The following is a 15,511-nucleotide window of genomic DNA, read 5'->3' as shown; positions in this document are numbered from 1 at the left end:
CCGTGCTGGGTCCGGCAAAGCAAAGCGTGCCTCCCCGTGGGTGGGTTCGGGGTTCGCCCGAACCGCCACGGGGCGCCCGTTTTCCCGGGAGGAGCCGGTTCCATCGCGACCGCGCCGGGCATCCCCGCCGGCAGCGCAGGTGCTGCGCACTGTGAATCACCGTGAACTCATATGAACGGTCGGATAATTCGCCACCCGCCGCGTTGACGGCCCCCATGGCGCGGATAGAACACTGAGCACATAAGTGATTCCGCACATAGGGGGCTCGATGCAGTTCGAGTACGTCCTGCTCGCCCTGCTGGCCGGCCGGCCGTTCAGCGGGTACGACCTGCGCAAGTGGGTCGAGACGGAGGGCCAGTTCCTCCGTTCGCGGGCCCACCACAGCCAGATCTACCGCCTGTTGGGGCGGATGGTGGCGGACGGCTGGGTGGCGTTCGAGGTCGATCCGCGCGAGGGGCGTCCCGACGCGAAGGTGTACCGGCTCACGCCGGTGGGGCGGGAGGCACTGATGGAGTGGGTGCGCTCCCCGTACGAGCCGCCCAGCCGGTTCCAGGACGCGGACTTCCTCTCCCGCTTCGCCTTCGCCGCGGTCCTGGACCGCGAGGCCGCGATCCGGCTGATCCGCACCGAACTGGACCACCGGCGCGAGCAGATCGCCCGCAACCGGCCCCGCGACCGCACGGTCCGCTTCGAGGACCCGCTGCCCGAGCTGGACCAGGAACTGGCCCGCGGGGTCTACGAGGAACTGCACCAGTACGGCGCCGGCGCGATGGACGCGTGGGTGGCCTGGCTGGAGCGCATGCTCCGGCGTCTCGAACAGTGGCAGCCGGGGCACAAGACGCCACCGGCCGGAGAGGGGAGCGCCGCATGAAGGCGATCATGGTGATGTTCGACAGCCTCAACCGGCACATGCTGCCGCCCTACGGCGGGGACTGGACGCACGCGCCGAACTTCGCGCGGCTGGCCGAGCGGTCCGTCACCTTCGACCACGCCTACGCGGGGTCGATGCCGTGCATGCCGGCCCGCCGCGAGATCCACACCGGCCGGTACAACTTCCTGCACCGCAGCTGGGGCCCGCTGGAGCCGTTCGACGACTCCATGCCCGAACTCCTCAAGCAGAACGGGGTGTACACCCACCTGGTCAGCGACCACCCGCACTACTGGGAGGACGGCGGCGCCACCTACCACGGCCGGTACAACACCTGGGAGTTCTTCCGCGGCCAGGAGGGCGACCCGTGGAAGGGCCAGGTGGCCGACCCGGAGATCCCCGAGGACCTGAAGAAGCTCCGGTTCGAGTCCTACCGGCAGGACTGGGTGAACCGCCCGCACCTGGCGACCGAGGACCGCCACCCGCAGACGCTGACCTTCGACGCGGGCCTGGAGTTCGTCCGCACCAACCGGGACGCGGACCGGTGGTTCGTGCAGATCGAGACCTTCGACCCGCACGAGCCGTTCTTCAGCCACCAGCGGTTCAAGGACCTCTACCCGCACGACTACGAAGGCCCGCACTTCGACTGGCCCGACTACAAGCGCGTGGTGGAGACCCCCGGCCAGGTCGAGCACGCCCGTCTGGAGTACGCGGCGCTGCTGTCGATGTGCGACCACTCCCTCGGGCGGGTGCTGGACCTGATGGACGAGCAGGACCTGTGGGACGACACCCTGCTGATCGTCAACACCGACCACGGCCTGCTGCTGGGGGAGAAGGGCTGGTGGGGCAAGACCGTCCAGCCCTGGTACAACGAACTGGTCCACCTGCCGCTGTTCGTGTGGGACCCGAGGGCCGGAAAGGCCGGGGAACGGCGCCGGGCCCTGGTGCAGACGATCGACCTCGCACCGACGCTGCTGGAGTACTTCGGCATCGAGCGCCCCGCGGACGTGCAGGGCCACCCGCTGCCGGTGGCCGAGGACACCCCGGTACGGGAAGCGGCCCTGTTCGGAATCCACGGCGGCCACGTCAACGTCACCGACGGCCGGTACGTCTACATGCGCGCCCCCGCCACGGCGCACAACGCGCCGCTGCTGGAGCACACGCTGATGCCCACCCACATGCGCGGACGGTTCTCCCCGGCCGAGCTGGCGAACCTCCAGCTGGCGGAGCCGTTCACCTTCACCAAGGGCGTGCGCACCCTGCGCGTCCCCGGCCGCACCTTCATCAACCCCTATCAGCACGGCACCCTGCTGTTCGACCTGGAGGGCGACCCCGAGCAGCGCACCCCCCTCGTCGACGACACGGCCGAGCTGCGGATGGCGACCCTGCTGGTGGAGCTGATGCGCGCGGGCGACGCACCGCCGAGCCAGTACGAGCGCCTCGGCCTGCCCGCCGAGGGCCCGGTCGGCGCGGAGCACCTGCTGGTCCGCGCCCAGCGCGAGCAGGCCGACCGGACCGCCGAGCCGCTGCCCCGCCCGGAGGACTACCCCTCGGGACGCTTCTCGCTGCGGACCCCGGTGTTCGCCCTGATCTCCGACCCGGTCGCCGTGGAGGTCATGCGCAGGCACCTGCCCGGCATCGTCGACTCCGAATTCCTGCAGTTCCTCGGCCCGACGCCGCTGATCGACGTCGCCGCCCTGGCCGGCGGCCTCACCGACGTGTCGGCCCTGCGCCGGGTGGCCGAGGAGCTCGCCGCTCTCTGACCCGCCGGCGCACGACCCAGCCGGCGCACGAGGTACCGGTGACGGGGTTGCAGCCCCGTCACCGGCGAGCACGCCCCCTTTCCCCCGCACTGCCCCTGTGACGAACGATGCGAAGAGCGGAGTCGCGCATGTCCGACCTTATCGAGGGCACCTCCGGGCCCGCCACGAGGACCGGCCCGCCCCCGGTCAGAGGCCGGTGGGCCCAGCTCTCGGTCCTCGGCGGCGCCATGCTGGTCGACGGCACCGAGGCCGGCCTGGTCACCGGCCTGTTCCCGGTCATCAGGAACGCGCTGGGCCTCACCCTCGGCTCGCTCGGCGTCCTGACCGCCGCCGGCAAGCTGATCGGCGTGCTCGCGGCCCCCCTGTGGGTGTGGGCGGCACGCCGCTGGTCGCGCAAGAGCGTCCTGGTCCTGTCCACCGGCCTGTGGGGGGTGTGGGGCGTGGCCGCCGGCTTCTCCAGGAACTTCACCGAGCTGCTGGTCTTCGTCACGGTCCTCGCGGCCGGCTACGCGGCCGCCCAGCCGCTGGTCTCCGAGATCATCGGCGACCTGTTCGACCCGGCGTCGCGCGGCCGCGCCGTCGGTGCCCTCTACGGTGCGCTCGCACTGGCCGGTTCGGTGCTCGGCCCGCTCATCGGGCAGCTGGCGGGAGTCCGCGACGGCTGGCGCTGGGGGCTGTGGGGCGTCGGCGTCCTGAACATCCTCTTCGGCGTGGTGCTGCTGCTCTGCTTCCGCGACCCCGGCCGCGGCGCGGCCGAGCGGCAACTCGCCGACCTCGACCGGGCCGCCCGCGAGTCCCGGACGAAGGTCGACCTGGCCACCGTCGTCTCGCTGTTCAAGATCCCCAGCTTCGCGATCCTCCTGGTGTCGCGGCTGCTCTCGGGACACCTGCTGCTCTCCTCGTTCGCCGTCGTCTACCTGGTGGACGTGTTCGGCTTCACCACCCAGCGAGCCGCCGTCGTCCTGATGCCGCTGGGCATCGGATACCTGCTGGGCACCCTGCTGGGCGGCTTCCTCGCCGACTGGGCCACCCGCCGCAGCCCCCGCCACGGGCTTCCCGGCGCGCTCCAGGGCGCCCAGGTCGCCTTCGCCGTCCTCGCCTTCCTGGGCACCCAGGTCCACTACCGCGGCATCGGCGCCTACGCCCTCCTCTTCTGCCTGATGGGTGTCGCCCAGGGCGTCAATCCCAGCCTCAACCGGCCGATGGTCATGGCGGTCACCCCGCCCGAGCTGCGGGCCACCGCCTTCACGATCTACGTCTCGGTCTTCGAAGCCCTCGCGTGGGCCGCCTTCGGCCTGGGCGCCGGTTTCCTCGGCCAGGCGGTCGGACTCCGCCCGGTGTTCCTGGCGGTCCTGGTGGTCCTCATGCTCGTCAACGGCGCCTTCCTGACGCTCCTCCACCTGCCCTACGCGAAAGACGTGGAGCGGGTGCAGCGGGAGCTCGACCTCAGGCGCCAGGCGGCCCTGGCCTGACCCCGGCCCGCCTTGCACGGCCGGCTGAACCCAGTCCCGGCTGAACCCACTCCCGGAGGAACCTGTGAACCTGCCCTCGGCGCCCTGCTGCACGCCCTCGCGAGGCCCCGGCGCGATCCGCCCGCTCCGCCTCGCGGCCCCGCGTCCCGCCGGGCCCGCGGACGGCATGGTCCTCCTGCCCGGCGGCGAGTTCCTGATGGGCACCGACGACTCCGAAGGCTTCCCCGACGACGGCGAAGGACCCGTGCGGCAGGTCCGGCTGGACCCGTTCCTCATCGACGCCCGCGCCGTCACCAACGAGCAGTTCACCGCGTTCGCCGCCGACACCGGCTACCGTACCGACGCCGAACGCCTGGGCTGGTCCTACGTCTTCGCCGGGTTCCTCCCGGCCGCCGTGCGGCGCACCGCCGCGCGGGTGGAGCGGACCCCCTGGTGGTGCGCGGTCACCGGAGCCGCCTGGGACCGGCCCGAGGGCGCGGGCAGCACGGTCGCCGACCGCGGCGACCACCCCGTCGTCCACGTCTCCTGGAACGACGCGCACGCCTACGCCTCCTGGGCCGGCAAGCGCCTGCCCACCGAAGCGGAGTGGGAGTACGCGGCCCGCGGCGGACTCGAACAGGCCCGCTACCCGTGGGGCGACGAACTCGATCCCGACGGCACCCACCGCTGCAACATCTGGCGCGGCACCTTCCCGGCGAAGAACACGGCCGCGGACGGCCACCGCGCCACCGCCCCCGCCGGCTCCTTCGCGCCGAACGGCTTCGGCCTGTACAACATGTCCGGCAACGTGTGGGAGTGGTGCGCCGACTGGTGGACCACCGATCACCCCGCATCCCCGACCTTGGCCAACCCCACCGGCCCCGCCACCGGAACCGCCAAGGTCATCCGCGGCGGCTCCCACCTGTGCCACAAGTCCTACTGCAACCGCTACCGCGTCGCCGCCCGCAGCTCCAACACCCCCGACAGTTCCAGCGGCCACGCCGGCTTCCGCTGCGCCCGCGACGCCGAACGGCCCGACTGACGCGCCGACCCGCCCGCGTGGGGCCACGCCGTTCAGCCGGGGCTCGCCGATCACCGAGCGGACGTGCTGGACCCGGGCGGGCCGTCAGCCCTCCGGTGCGGGCGGCAGGTGGAAGCCGACCTCGGCGCCGCCGGAGGGGGCGGCGGTGGCGAAGACGGTGCCGTGGTCGGCGGCGACGAGGTCGTGGACGATGGCCAGGCCCAGCCCCGAGCCCGGGGTCGACTGGGTGCCGGCGGCGCGGTGGAAGCGCTCGAAGACGGCCTGCCGGTCGCCGGGGGCGATGCCGGGCCCGTGGTCGCGCACGGCGAGGCGGGTGCCGGTGACGTGGACCTCCACCGGGGTGCCGTCCGGGCTGAACTTGACGGCGTTGCCGACCAGGTTGTCCACGCAGCGCTGCAGCGCGCGCGGGCGGGCCTGCACCGGCACGGGCCGTTCGGCGGTGACGGTGATCTCGCGGCCGGTGCGGCGCCGGAAGCGCCGGGCGCTGTCCTCGGCGGCGGCCGTCAGGTCCACCGGCTCCGGGTCCTCCACGGTCTGCTGGTCGGTGGCCAACTCGACCAGCTCGCGGACGAGTTCGTCGAGTGCGACGGTTTCGGTGACCAGGGTGGCGAGGATCTGCTCCTCGTCCGCGGGGGCGAGCCGGCCGCGGGCGCGCTGGAGGAGTTCGGCGCAGCCGCGTACCGAGGTCAGCGGGGTGCGCAGCTCGTGGCTGGCGTCCTGGACCAGGCGCTGCTGCTGGTCGCGGGAGCGGCGCAGGGCGCCGACCATCGCCTCGAAGGCGCGGGTGAGGCGGCCGACCTCGTCGCGTCCGGCGGCGGGTAGTGGGGTGGCCAGGTCGCGGGTGGTGGTGATGTGTTCGGCGGCGCGGGCCAGGCGTCGCACCGGGCGCAGGATCCGGCCGAGGACGAGCCAGCTGAGCAGTGCGGAGGCGGCCGCGGCCGCGGCGCTGGTCCAGGTGATGCGGCGCAGGAACGCGTCGTCGACGGTCTGCGCCCCGGCGTAGGTCTGGCCGATCATCACCGCGCCCTGCCCGTCGGGGCGGGCCTTGGTGAGGATGCCGTAGGGGGTGCCGTCGACGGTGGCGTCCTCCTGGTGGGCGCCCTGTGCGGTACGGGCCACCTCCCGGGCCCGGTCCGAGACCGGCAGCGCCGGGCCGCCCGGGGCCCCCAGCGGCCGGGTGGTGCCGTCGGGCAGCAGCAGCTGTTCGACGGTGTCGGGCCGTGCGGGCGGGGGGCGGTCGAGGTCCAGGGCGGCGAGCACGGTGTGGGCCCGGTCCTCCAGGCTCCGGTCGAGCTGGTCGGCGACCAGGGTGCTGACGCCGCGGTAGGCGGCGGTGACGGGTACGGCGATGGCCAGGAGGACGGAGGCGAGGACCACGAGGCCGATCCTGGTGCGCAGCATCAGGCGGTCCTGGCGGTGTAGCCGACGTTGCGCACGGTGTGGATCAGCCGGGGCGCGCCGCCGTCTTCGGTCTTGCGGCGCAGGTAGCCGATGTAGACGTCGAGCGAGCGCGAGTCGGTGTCGAAGTCGTAGCCCCAGATGCGTTCGTAGATCTGGTGGCGGGTCAGGACGGTGCCCTGGTTGCGCAGGAGCAGTTCCAGCAGGTCGAACTCGGTCTTGGTCAGGTCGAGCCGGCGCCCGCCGCGGTGGGCCTGGCGGGCGCCGGGGTCCAGGGCGAGGTCGTCGAGGCCGAGTTCGGCGCTCTCGCCGCCGAGCGGCTCGGTGCGGCGGAGCAGGGCGCGTATGCGGGCCAGGAGTTCCTCGGTGGCGAAGGGCTTGGCCAGGTAGTCGTCGGCGCCGGCGTCGAGCCCGGCGACCCGGTCGCCGAGCTGGTGGCGGGCGGTGAGGACCAGGACGGGCAGGCGGTCGCCGCGCCGGCGCAGCATCCGGCACAGCGCGAGGCCGTCGAGGCGGGGCATGACCACGTCCACCACGGCGAGGTCGGGGCGCCGGTGCTCCAGGAGCTCCAGGGCCTCCTGTCCGTCGGCGGTGGTGAGTACCCGGTAGCCCTCGAAGCGCAGCAGGTGGTCGAGGGTGTTGCGGACGCCGGGGTCGTCCTCGACGACCAGGACGGTGCGCCGGGCGGCGGTGGGATCTGTCATGGTGTCATCTTCGCTGGTGGCGGGCGTGGTCATGCCGGTCGGGGGCGGTCGGTCGGCGGGTCGGGCGGCCGGTCAGTGGGTCGGCGGGTCAGCGGGGGACCGGGACGACGGGGAGCGGGGGGATGTGCGTGAGGCAGGAGGTGTCGCCGACCGCGCCGGTGCGGATGAAGTGGGTGGAGATGCCCACCGCGCAGCCGGTGGACTCCATCTCCGGGACGTGCCCGCTGTTGGGCACGGAGACGAAGGCGCTGCGGCGGAACTGGGCGGCGGACAGGCGGGAGTTGGCCTCGGGGGTGTTGGTGTCGAGGTCCCCGGAGAGCACCAGGACGGGCACGTCGGGCACGTTCTTCAGGTCGGTCGGCTGCGGGTCGGCGGTGCCGCGGCGCGGCCAGGACAGGCAGTTGTCGCCGCCGTCGGTCTGCCCCTCGGTCCAGCCCTTGACGCTGAACGCCCCGAAGTCGGCCGGGTCGGCGGCGGCCAGCGCGGCCCGGTACTGGCGGCGGCGCTCGGCGGGCGGGGCGTCCGGGTCCCAGGCGCGGGCGTAGTCGTTGCAGGTGACGGCCAGGAAGGAGGCCTGGTCCTCGGTGCCGGTGTGCTCGACCTCGGCGCGCACCAGGGCGGTCAGCGGTGCTTCGTCGCCCGTGGCGAGGGCGTGCAGGGCGGCCGGCAGCGCGCCGAGCAGACCGGGCTCCTCGGGGTGCAGGCCGATGCCTCGGGTGGCGGGCTCGTACATCAGGTCGGCGAGCTTGTCCTCGCTGAAGACCACGGTGCGCGGCCTGCCGCCGAGGGAGGCGGTCAGCACCAGCGGGCGGGTGCGCAGCCGCTCGGCGGCGGCGGTGAGGTCGCGGACGGCGCCTTCCGGGTCGCAGGCCCCGCTGCGCTCGCAGATCCGGCGCAGCGTCAGGGAGACCTGCCGGGCGCCGGGCCGGGCCAGGGAGTCGAAGGCGAGCGGGTAGGCGCCGGACAGCACCATCGACTCGACCCGCTGGGGGTGGCGGTCGGCGTAGACCGGCATCAGGTAGGTGCCGTACGACAGGCCGTACAGGACCAGCTTCGGGGCGCCCAGGCGCGCGCGGGCGGCATCGAGGTCGTCGGCGGTGGCGGCGCTGGTGTAGCCGCGGGCGCGCGGGCCGAGTTCCTCGGCGCAGTCGGCGACGAGCTCGCGCTGGGCGGGGCGCGGGGCGAAGCGGTAGTCGGCCTCGGTGACGTCGCAGGGCAGTCGGCCGGAGCGGCCGGTGCCGCGCGGGTCCAGCAGGAGCAGGTCGTAGTCGTCCAGCACCCCCTGCAGTGCCCCGGCCACCTGGTCGGCGCGGTCGATGAGGGTCTCGCCGGGGCCGCCGGGGTTGAGCGCGATGGTGCCCCGGGCCGGGCCGGGGCGGCTGTGGCGCACCACCGCGTAGCTCACGCCGATGCCGCCCAGGCGCGGCTCGTCCGCCACCAGCGGGCGGCGCATGGTCGTGCAGTCGACCTGGTGCCCGGGGACGGTCGGGCACCACGCGGGCCGGCCCGCCGCCCCGGTGGGGGCGGCCTGCGCGGGCGAGGCGGTGGTGACCGGCAGCACTGCGGCCAGCACCGCCAGCGCGGCGGCGGCCAGCCCGCTCCGGCGGGCCGGCTCCTTCGCCCGGCTCGCGGTCGCGTCCGTCGCCCTGCCGGTCGTCTCTGCCGCCGTGCTCGTCGCCGTGCTCGTCGCCGAGCTCGTCGCCGTGTTCGTCGCCGTGTTCGTCGTCATCGTGGTGCCCTCCGTACGTCCTGCGGTCGGTGTGGGCACGACCCTGCCGGGTGCCGGTCAGCGGTTCGGCAGAGCGACGGCAAAGGCAGGTAAGAACTCCGGCCGGTCCCCCCGGCCGGAACCACGCGACGCAGCATCAAGATCCTTTCCTTGATGGAAACTTGACGAACACGAGTCGTCCCCAAGGCTTCTCTCTGTTCGAAAAATCGGTCTAACTAATAGCACCGGACGGGGCAGGGCCAGCACGCAGCAAGCGGCTGAAGCCCACGGACGCCGGTGCCTTCCCGCCGTCGGGAAAGCCGCTCACCTCGCCCGGCCACGGCATCGCCATGCCCGCGTCGGCGAACCGTCAGGTCGCGCAAGGAAAGAACTCGTGGTGTTCACGTGGGGGAGAGGGGCAAGTCAAGGATGACGAAGTCCGCAGGAGCGCGCAGATTCGCGCAGGTGGTGGCGCTGGTCACGGTCGTGGCAACCGCCGCGGCCTGCAGTGGCGGCGGTGGTGGGGGCGGCGGCAGCGGCAACCCGGGGCCGGCCGGAGCGGCGGTGCAGGGGGGTGTGGTGCGGGTCGCCGAGGCGCCCTCCACCTTCCCGGACGCCATCTGGCCGTTCGACTCCCCGTCCCAGGTCAGCACGGTGAACACCAGTCAGTTCCAGGAGCTGTTCTACCGCCCCCTGTACTACTGGGGCCTGAACGACAAGGTCACCCTCGACCCGGAGGTGTCCCTCGGCGAGGCGCCCACCTGGAGCGCGGACGGCACGACCGTCACCGTCCAGGTCAAGCCGTGGAAGTGGTCCAACGGTGAGGACGTCAACGCCCAGGACGTGCTGTTCTGGATCAACATGGCCAAGGCCGAGTCGTCCAACAGCGGCTACTACACCCCGCCGAACCCGGCGATCGGCGCCAAGTACTTCCCGGACAACGTGGCTTCGGCGACCGCCTCGGGACAGACCCTGACGCTGACCCTCAACACCCCGGTCAACCAGACCTGGTTCACCGACGACGAGCTCAGCCAGATCACCCCGATGCCGCTCGCCTGGGACCTCACCGGCCAGGGGCAGAAGGGCAGTTGCGCGAGCGACGCGTTCGGCTCGGACGCCGCCGCGAAGGACTGCGCGGCCGACTACGCCTACCTCAGCGCGCAGTCGACCAAGGGCGGCGACTTCGCGGGCAGCCCACTGTGGTCGGTGGTCGACGGCCCGTGGAAGCTCAAGAACTACAACGGCACCTCCGGCGCGTACGGGATCGTGCCGAACACCGCCTACTCGGGCCCGCAGAAGCCGCACCTCGACGAGGTGGACTTCGTCCCCTACACCTCGGCCACCACCGAGTACGCGGACCTGAAGGCCGGCAGCGGCGGCGCCAACGCCATCGACGTCGGCTACCTGCCGGCCGAGAACTCCCCGACCTTCAACGCCAAGAACCCGGACGCGGGCAACCCGTTGAGCAGCGCGGGCTACTACATCCCGGCCCCGACCTACCTGGACGAGATCTCGTACTACCAGATCAACTTCGCCAACCCGGCCGTAGGGCCGCTGTTCAAGCAGCCCTACTTCACCAAGGCCGTCCAGGACACCGTCGACCAGCAGGGCATCATCAACGGCATCTGGAAGGGCTGGGGCTACCCGAGCACCGGCGCCGTGCCCAGCCTCCCGGCCGGCAACCCGCTCTCCCCCAAGAGCCAGTCCGAGCGCGCCACCTACGACCCGGCGGCCGCGAAACAGCTGCTGAGCAGCCACGGCTGGAACACCGACAGCGTCCCGGCCACCTGCACCGACCCGGGCACCGGCCCGAACCAGTGCGGCGCCGGCATCGCGGCGGGCACCAAGGCCGCGTTCACGCTCGACTACCCCTCCGGCCAGGCCGCGCTGGACACCATGGCGGCGGACATGCGCTCGGACGCGGCCAAGGCGGGCATCGGCATCACCATGGTCAGCCAGACCCAGAACACCATCGGCAACGAGGGCGTGGCCTGCAGCGCCGCCCAGCCGGCCGGCTGCCAGTGGCAGGGTCTGCTCTACGGCGGCTGGGTCTACGCCCCCGACTACTACCCGACCGGCGACGCGCTGTTCGCCACCGGAGCCGGGCCGAACGTCTGGAGCTTCTCCGACCCGAAGTTGGACCAGCTGATCGTCAGGACCACGACCGGCAGCGACGTCAACGACCTGTACGCCTACGAGGACTACATCGCGGGCGTCCAGCCGGTCATCTACACCCCCAACACGCTCGCGATCAGCGAGGTCACCAAGAAGCTGCACCTCGACGCCGGTGACCCCTTCCAGGGCTACGAACCGGAGTACTGGTACTACACGAAATGACGGCCATCCGTAACGGCGTCGCCGCTGCTCCCCTCGGGGGGCGGCGGTGACGGCCTACCTGATCCGACGGCTGTTCCAGGCCCTCCTGACGGTGCTGATGGTCACCGTCATCTCCTTCGGCCTGATGCAGCTCATGCCGGGCGGCCCGGTCCGGGCGATCCTCGGCTCCCACGCCACCCCGGCCAACATCGCCCACCTGACCCAGCAGATGGGTCTGGACCGCCCCGTCTACGTGCAGTACTGGACCTGGCTGGACGGCCTGCTGCACGGCAACCTGGGCTTCGACTACATCCAGCAGCGCCCGATCTCCGACCTGCTGTTCAACGCCCTCGGCGCCTCCGCCTACATCGTCGGCGCCTCGCTGCTGCTCGCGCTGCTGATCGCGGTGCCGGCGGGCCTGCTCCAGGCGACCCGCCGCAACAGCGTGCTGGACCACGCCTTCACGGTGTTCTCCTTCGTCGCCTACGGCGTGCCGACGTTCTTCATCGGCTTCCTGATCCAGCAGTGGTTCGAGGACGACCTGCACTGGGTCTCGGTGCAGAACCAGGTGGCCACCTTCGGTGACGCGCTGACCCACCCCGGGGCCGTCTGCCTGCCCGTCCTGACCCTGACCGTCACCACCGTGGCCGGCTACAGCCGGTACATGCGTTCCGGGGTGCTGGACCAGATCACCCAGGACTACGTACGGTCCGCCCAGGCCAAGGGCGCCTCCCGGCGCCGCACCCTGTACGGCCACGTGCTGCGCAACGCCCTGATCCCGATGGTCACCCTGGTCGGCCTCTCGCTGCCCGCGCTGGTCGGCGGCGCGCTGATCGTCGAGTACGTCTTCAACATCCAGGGCATCGGCCTGCTGACCACCCGTGCCGCGCTGCAGAACGACTACGGCATCACCCTGGCGGCCACCCTGCTCACCGCGGTGACCACCGTGGTCGGCTCGCTGCTGGCCGACCTCGGCTACGCCGTGCTGGACCCACGAGTGAGGCTCACCTGATGGCCCTGACACACGATTCGACGGAAGGTCGGCCCGCCTCCGCCCCGGGCGGGGAGCCGGCCGGGCGGCCCCGCTCGATGCTCCGGCGCGGCGCGGAGGTCTTCGCCGAGAACAGGCTGGCCCTGGTCGCCGTCGTCGTCCTGGTCGCGATCATCGCCTTCTGCTTCCTCGGCCCGCTGTTCTACCACGCCGACACCTCGGTGGTGAACCTCTCCGCCGTCACCCTGCCGCCGGGCGCCGGGCACCCGCTCGGCACGGACAACGACGGCATCGACGAGCTCGGCAAGGTGATGGTCGGCGGGCAGACCAGCCTGGAGATCGGCCTCGCCGCCGGTCTGATCGCCGCCGTCCTCGGCGCGCTGTACGGCGCGGTCGCGGGCTACCTGGGCGGCTGGATCGACGCGTTGATGATGCGGGTGATCGACTCCTTCATGTCCTTCCCGCTGATCTTCCTGCTGATCTACCTCAGCAGCGTCTACGGGAAGAGCAAGACCATGCTGATCCTGGAGGTCGGCCTGACCTCCTGGTTCGGCATCACCCGCCTGGTCCGCGGCGAGGCCCTGGCGATCAAGGTCCGCGAGTACGTGGCCGCGTCCCGGATGATGGGCGCGGGCGGCCGACGGATCGTGCTGAAGCACATCCTGCCCAACACCATCGGGACGACGATCGTCAACACCACGTTCTCGATCGCCGACGCGGTCTTCGCCCTGTCCACGCTCAGCTACATCGGCCTGGGCCTCCAGGCCCCCAACAACGACCTGGGGGGCATGCTCGACGTCGGCACCACCTTCGCCGGCCAGGGCTGCTGGTGGATGATCTATCCGCCCGCCGCCGTGATCATCCTGGTCATCCTGTGCTTCAACGTGATCGGCGACGCCCTGCGCGACGCCTTCGAAACCCGGCTGCAGAAGCGGTGAACCCGACGGAGGATCAGCAGTGGCGCTCCTCGAAGTGACCGGCCTGCGCACCGAGATCCGGCTGAAGCGCTCGGTGGTGCACGCCCTGGACGGCGTCGACCTCGCGGTGGACGTGGGCGAGACCCTCGGCATCGTCGGCGAGTCGGGCTGCGGCAAGACCATGACCGCCATGTCGATCATGCAGCTGCTGCCCAACGGCGGCAGCGTCGTCGACGGCCGGGTCCTGCTCGACGGCCGCGACCTGCTCGCGCTCGGCCCCGAGAAGATGGACCGGGTGCGCGGCAACGACATCGGGATGATCTTCCAGGACCCGACCACCTCGCTCAACCCGACGATGACCATCGGCCGGCAGATCTCCGAGTCCGTGCGCATCCACCGCCGGGCCTCCCGGAAGGAGGCGCACGAGCGCGCCGTCGAGGTGCTGTCCCTGGTGGGGATGCCCAGCCCGGCCCGGCGGGCCCTGGTCTACCCGCACGAACTGTCCGGCGGGATGCGCCAACGGGCCATGATCGCCATGGCCCTGGCCAACGAGCCCAAACTGCTCATCGCCGACGAGCCGACCACCGCCCTCGACGTCACCGTCCAGAAGCAGATCCTCGAACTCATCGACCACCTCAAGCAGCAGCTCGGCATGGCCGTCATCCTGGTCACCCACGACCTCGGCGTCATCGCCGGACGGGCCGACCGGATCGCCGTCATGTACGCCGGGAAGGTCGTCGAGACCACCGGCACCGAGGAGCTCTACACCCACCCCCGCCACCCGTACACCGAGGCACTCTTCGAATCGCTGCCGGAACGTTTCGCCGAGTCCGGCGGCCGGCTCTACTCGATCCCCGGCCTGCCGCCGGACCTGACCACCCCGCCGCCCGGCTGCCGGTTCGCCGCGCGCTGCCGCTACGCCACCGAGCAGTGCCACGCGCAGGAGCCGCCGCTGTCCGGGGAGACCCCGGAACACCGCTACGCGTGCTACTTCCCGGTCGGCGAGGCCGAGCAGGGCGGCCGCCCGGCGGCCGTGGCACCTTCCCCGGCGACGGCCGTACGGGCCCCGGAGGTGCGGGCCGCTGCGGTGCCCGAGGAGGCGCCGGCCGAGCCGCTGCTGCGCATCGAGAACCTGGTCAAGCAGTACGCGGTCACCAGCGGCCTGATCCTGCGCCGGGCCGTGGGCGCGGTCAGCGCCGTGGCCGACATCTCCCTGACGGTCCGCCGGGGGGAGACGCTCGGCCTGGTCGGCGAGTCCGGCTGCGGCAAGACCACCGTCGGCAAGCTCATCGTCGGCCTGGAGCGGCCCACCAGCGGCAGCCTGCTGTTCGAGGGCCGGGACCTGGCCCTGGCGCCACGGGCCGAGCGCCGCCGACTGCGCCGGGACGTCCAGCTGATGTTCCAGGACTCCTACGCGGCGATGAACCCGCGGATGCCCGTCCACTCGATCATGCGCGAGCCGCTGGACATCCACCGGGTCGACGGCCAGGCCGAGCGCGACCGGCGGATCAGGGAGATCTTCGACCTGGTCGGCCTGCCGCTCACCGCCCTGGACCGCTACCCGCACGAGTTCTCCGGCGGCCAGCGCCAGCGCATCGGACTGGCCCGCGCGCTGGCCCTGCGCCCCAAGCTCATCGTCGCGGACGAGCCCGTCTCGGCCCTGGACGTGTCGATCCAGTCGCAGGTGCTCAACCTGATGAGCGACCTTCAGGGCGAACTCGGACTGTCGTACCTGTTCATCTCGCACGACCTGTCCGTGGTCCGGTACCTGTCCGACCGGATCGGCGTGATGTACCTGGGCAAGCTGGTGGAGATCGGCCCCGCGCCGTCGGTGTACGCCCGGCCGGTGCACCACTACACCCGCGGCCTGCTGGACACCATCCCCGTGGCCGACCCGGTGGTGGAGAAGGCCAAGAGCAGCCGGGGCGTCGCCGGGGAGCTCCCGTCCGCGATCGACCCGCCGTCCGGCTGCCGCTTCCGCACCCGCTGCGCGGCGGCGCAGCAGATCTGCGCGGAGGTCGAGCCACAGTTGACCGCCTTCGGCCCCGACGACCACCTGGCCGCCTGCCACTTCCCCCTGCGGGCCGCCCCGATCCGCTGAATCGCGCCCCTGGCCATGCCCCCTCCGGGAGCGGGCCGGCGAGGCCGTCGGCGATGGGCACACGGCGGGCACATGGCGGGCACATGGCGGTGGTCACGTGGCGATGGGCACACGGCGGTGGGGGGGGCCCCCCGGGGGGGGGGGGGGGGAAAGGGGAAGAGGGGTGGCGGAAGGGGGGGGGGGGGTGGGGGGGGGGGCGTGGTCCCCCTGCGCGAGGGTGTGGCCGTCCCGGTCTGGTGGTGCTACTTCTCC

General features: G+C 72.3%; 11 protein-coding genes. 8 read left to right on the top strand and 3 right to left on the bottom strand.

Going from position 1 to position 15,511, the window contains the following annotated elements:
• Positions 1 to 268 precede the first annotated feature (268 nt).
• The 4 genes from ACFVX9_RS00880 (at position 269) to ACFVX9_RS00865 (ending at position 5,124) form a co-directional block, all read left to right on the top strand.
• The gene (locus ACFVX9_RS00880; protein WP_380478779.1) at positions 269 to 871 is read left to right on the top strand and encodes a PadR family transcriptional regulator; all 603 of its coding nucleotides are present in this window, start codon (positions 269 to 271) and stop codon (positions 869 to 871) included.
• Positions 868 to 2,631, top strand: coding sequence for a sulfatase (locus ACFVX9_RS00875; RefSeq protein WP_380369189.1), 1,764 nt, complete (start codon positions 868 to 870; stop codon positions 2,629 to 2,631). The genes ACFVX9_RS00880 and ACFVX9_RS00875 overlap by 4 nt, the downstream gene beginning before the upstream one ends.
• 128 nt (positions 2,632 to 2,759) lie before the next feature.
• Positions 2,760 to 4,103 carry an MFS transporter gene (locus ACFVX9_RS00870; protein WP_380478777.1) on the top strand — a complete coding sequence of 448 codons (1,344 nt, stop codon included), beginning with the start codon at positions 2,760 to 2,762 and terminating at the stop codon, positions 4,101 to 4,103.
• A 64-nt stretch (positions 4,104 to 4,167) separates the two neighbouring features.
• A complete protein-coding gene (locus tag ACFVX9_RS00865) occupies positions 4,168 to 5,124 on the top strand; it encodes a formylglycine-generating enzyme family protein (RefSeq protein ID WP_380478775.1) in 957 nt (318 codons plus the stop codon).
• A gap of 84 nt (positions 5,125 to 5,208) precedes the next feature.
• On the opposite strand, the gene ACFVX9_RS00860 is transcribed toward ACFVX9_RS00865, so the two are convergent.
• The 3 genes from ACFVX9_RS00860 to ACFVX9_RS00850 all read right to left on the bottom strand — a co-directional run bounded on the left by ACFVX9_RS00860 (position 5,209) and on the right by ACFVX9_RS00850 (position 8,955).
• Positions 5,209 to 6,525, bottom strand: a complete 1,317-nt coding sequence (locus ACFVX9_RS00860) for a sensor histidine kinase (RefSeq protein ID WP_387979706.1) — start codon at positions 6,523 to 6,525, stop codon at positions 5,209 to 5,211.
• Positions 6,525 to 7,226, bottom strand: coding sequence for a response regulator transcription factor (locus tag ACFVX9_RS00855; protein ID WP_380369177.1), 702 nt, complete (start codon positions 7,224 to 7,226; stop codon positions 6,525 to 6,527). The genes ACFVX9_RS00860 and ACFVX9_RS00855 overlap by 1 nt, the downstream gene beginning before the upstream one ends.
• 88 nt (positions 7,227 to 7,314) lie before the next feature.
• Positions 7,315 to 8,955 (bottom strand): alpha/beta fold hydrolase, encoded by a 1,641-nt coding sequence (locus tag ACFVX9_RS00850; RefSeq protein ID WP_387979704.1) that lies wholly within the window; start codon positions 8,953 to 8,955, stop codon positions 7,315 to 7,317.
• 408 nt (positions 8,956 to 9,363) lie between these two features.
• On the opposite strand from ACFVX9_RS00850, the gene ACFVX9_RS00845 reads away from it, so the two are divergent.
• From ACFVX9_RS00845 to ACFVX9_RS00830, 4 genes are read left to right on the top strand one after another with little or no spacing between them, the layout of a single operon-like run.
• Positions 9,364 to 11,271 (top strand): ABC transporter substrate-binding protein, encoded by a 1,908-nt coding sequence (locus ACFVX9_RS00845; RefSeq protein WP_387979702.1) that lies wholly within the window; start codon positions 9,364 to 9,366, stop codon positions 11,269 to 11,271.
• Positions 11,272 to 11,317: 46 nt separating this feature from the next.
• Positions 11,318 to 12,262 (top strand): ABC transporter permease, encoded by a 945-nt coding sequence (locus ACFVX9_RS00840; RefSeq protein ID WP_363367693.1) that lies wholly within the window; start codon positions 11,318 to 11,320, stop codon positions 12,260 to 12,262.
• Positions 12,262 to 13,179: an ABC transporter permease gene (locus ACFVX9_RS00835; RefSeq protein WP_079136461.1), complete on the top strand. Its 918-nt coding sequence runs from the start codon at positions 12,262 to 12,264 to the stop codon at positions 13,177 to 13,179. The genes ACFVX9_RS00840 and ACFVX9_RS00835 overlap by 1 nt, the downstream gene beginning before the upstream one ends.
• Before the next feature lie 19 nt (positions 13,180 to 13,198).
• Positions 13,199 to 15,259, top strand: a complete 2,061-nt coding sequence (locus ACFVX9_RS00830; RefSeq protein ID WP_387979700.1) for a dipeptide ABC transporter ATP-binding protein — start codon at positions 13,199 to 13,201, stop codon at positions 15,257 to 15,259.
• The last annotated feature ends 252 nt before the right edge of the window (positions 15,260 to 15,511 follow it).

Source organism: Kitasatospora sp. NPDC058243, from assembly GCF_042882025.1.
In the GTDB taxonomy this organism is placed as follows: domain Bacteria; phylum Actinomycetota; class Actinomycetes; order Streptomycetales; family Streptomycetaceae; genus Kitasatospora.
This window is presented reverse-complemented; position numbering and strand designations above follow the sequence as displayed.

Coding starts and splice junctions, on each gene's coding strand:
- ACFVX9_RS00880 (WP_380478779.1), top strand. CDS start 269: ATGCAGTTCGAGTACGTCCTGCTCGCCCTGCTGGCCGGCCGGCCGTTC.
- ACFVX9_RS00875 (WP_380369189.1), top strand. CDS start 868: ATGAAGGCGATCATGGTGATGTTCGACAGCCTCAACCGGCACATGCTG.
- ACFVX9_RS00870 (WP_380478777.1), top strand. CDS start 2,760: ATGTCCGACCTTATCGAGGGCACCTCCGGGCCCGCCACGAGGACCGGC.
- ACFVX9_RS00860 (WP_387979706.1), bottom strand. CDS start 6,525: ATGCTGCGCACCAGGATCGGCCTCGTGGTCCTCGCCTCCGTCCTCCTG.
- ACFVX9_RS00855 (WP_380369177.1), bottom strand. CDS start 7,226: ATGACAGATCCCACCGCCGCCCGGCGCACCGTCCTGGTCGTCGAGGAC.
- ACFVX9_RS00850 (WP_387979704.1), bottom strand. CDS start 8,955: ATGACGACGAACACGGCGACGAACACGGCGACGAGCTCGGCGACGAGC.
- ACFVX9_RS00845 (WP_387979702.1), top strand. CDS start 9,364: ATGACGAAGTCCGCAGGAGCGCGCAGATTCGCGCAGGTGGTGGCGCTG.
- ACFVX9_RS00835 (WP_079136461.1), top strand. CDS start 12,262: ATGGCCCTGACACACGATTCGACGGAAGGTCGGCCCGCCTCCGCCCCG.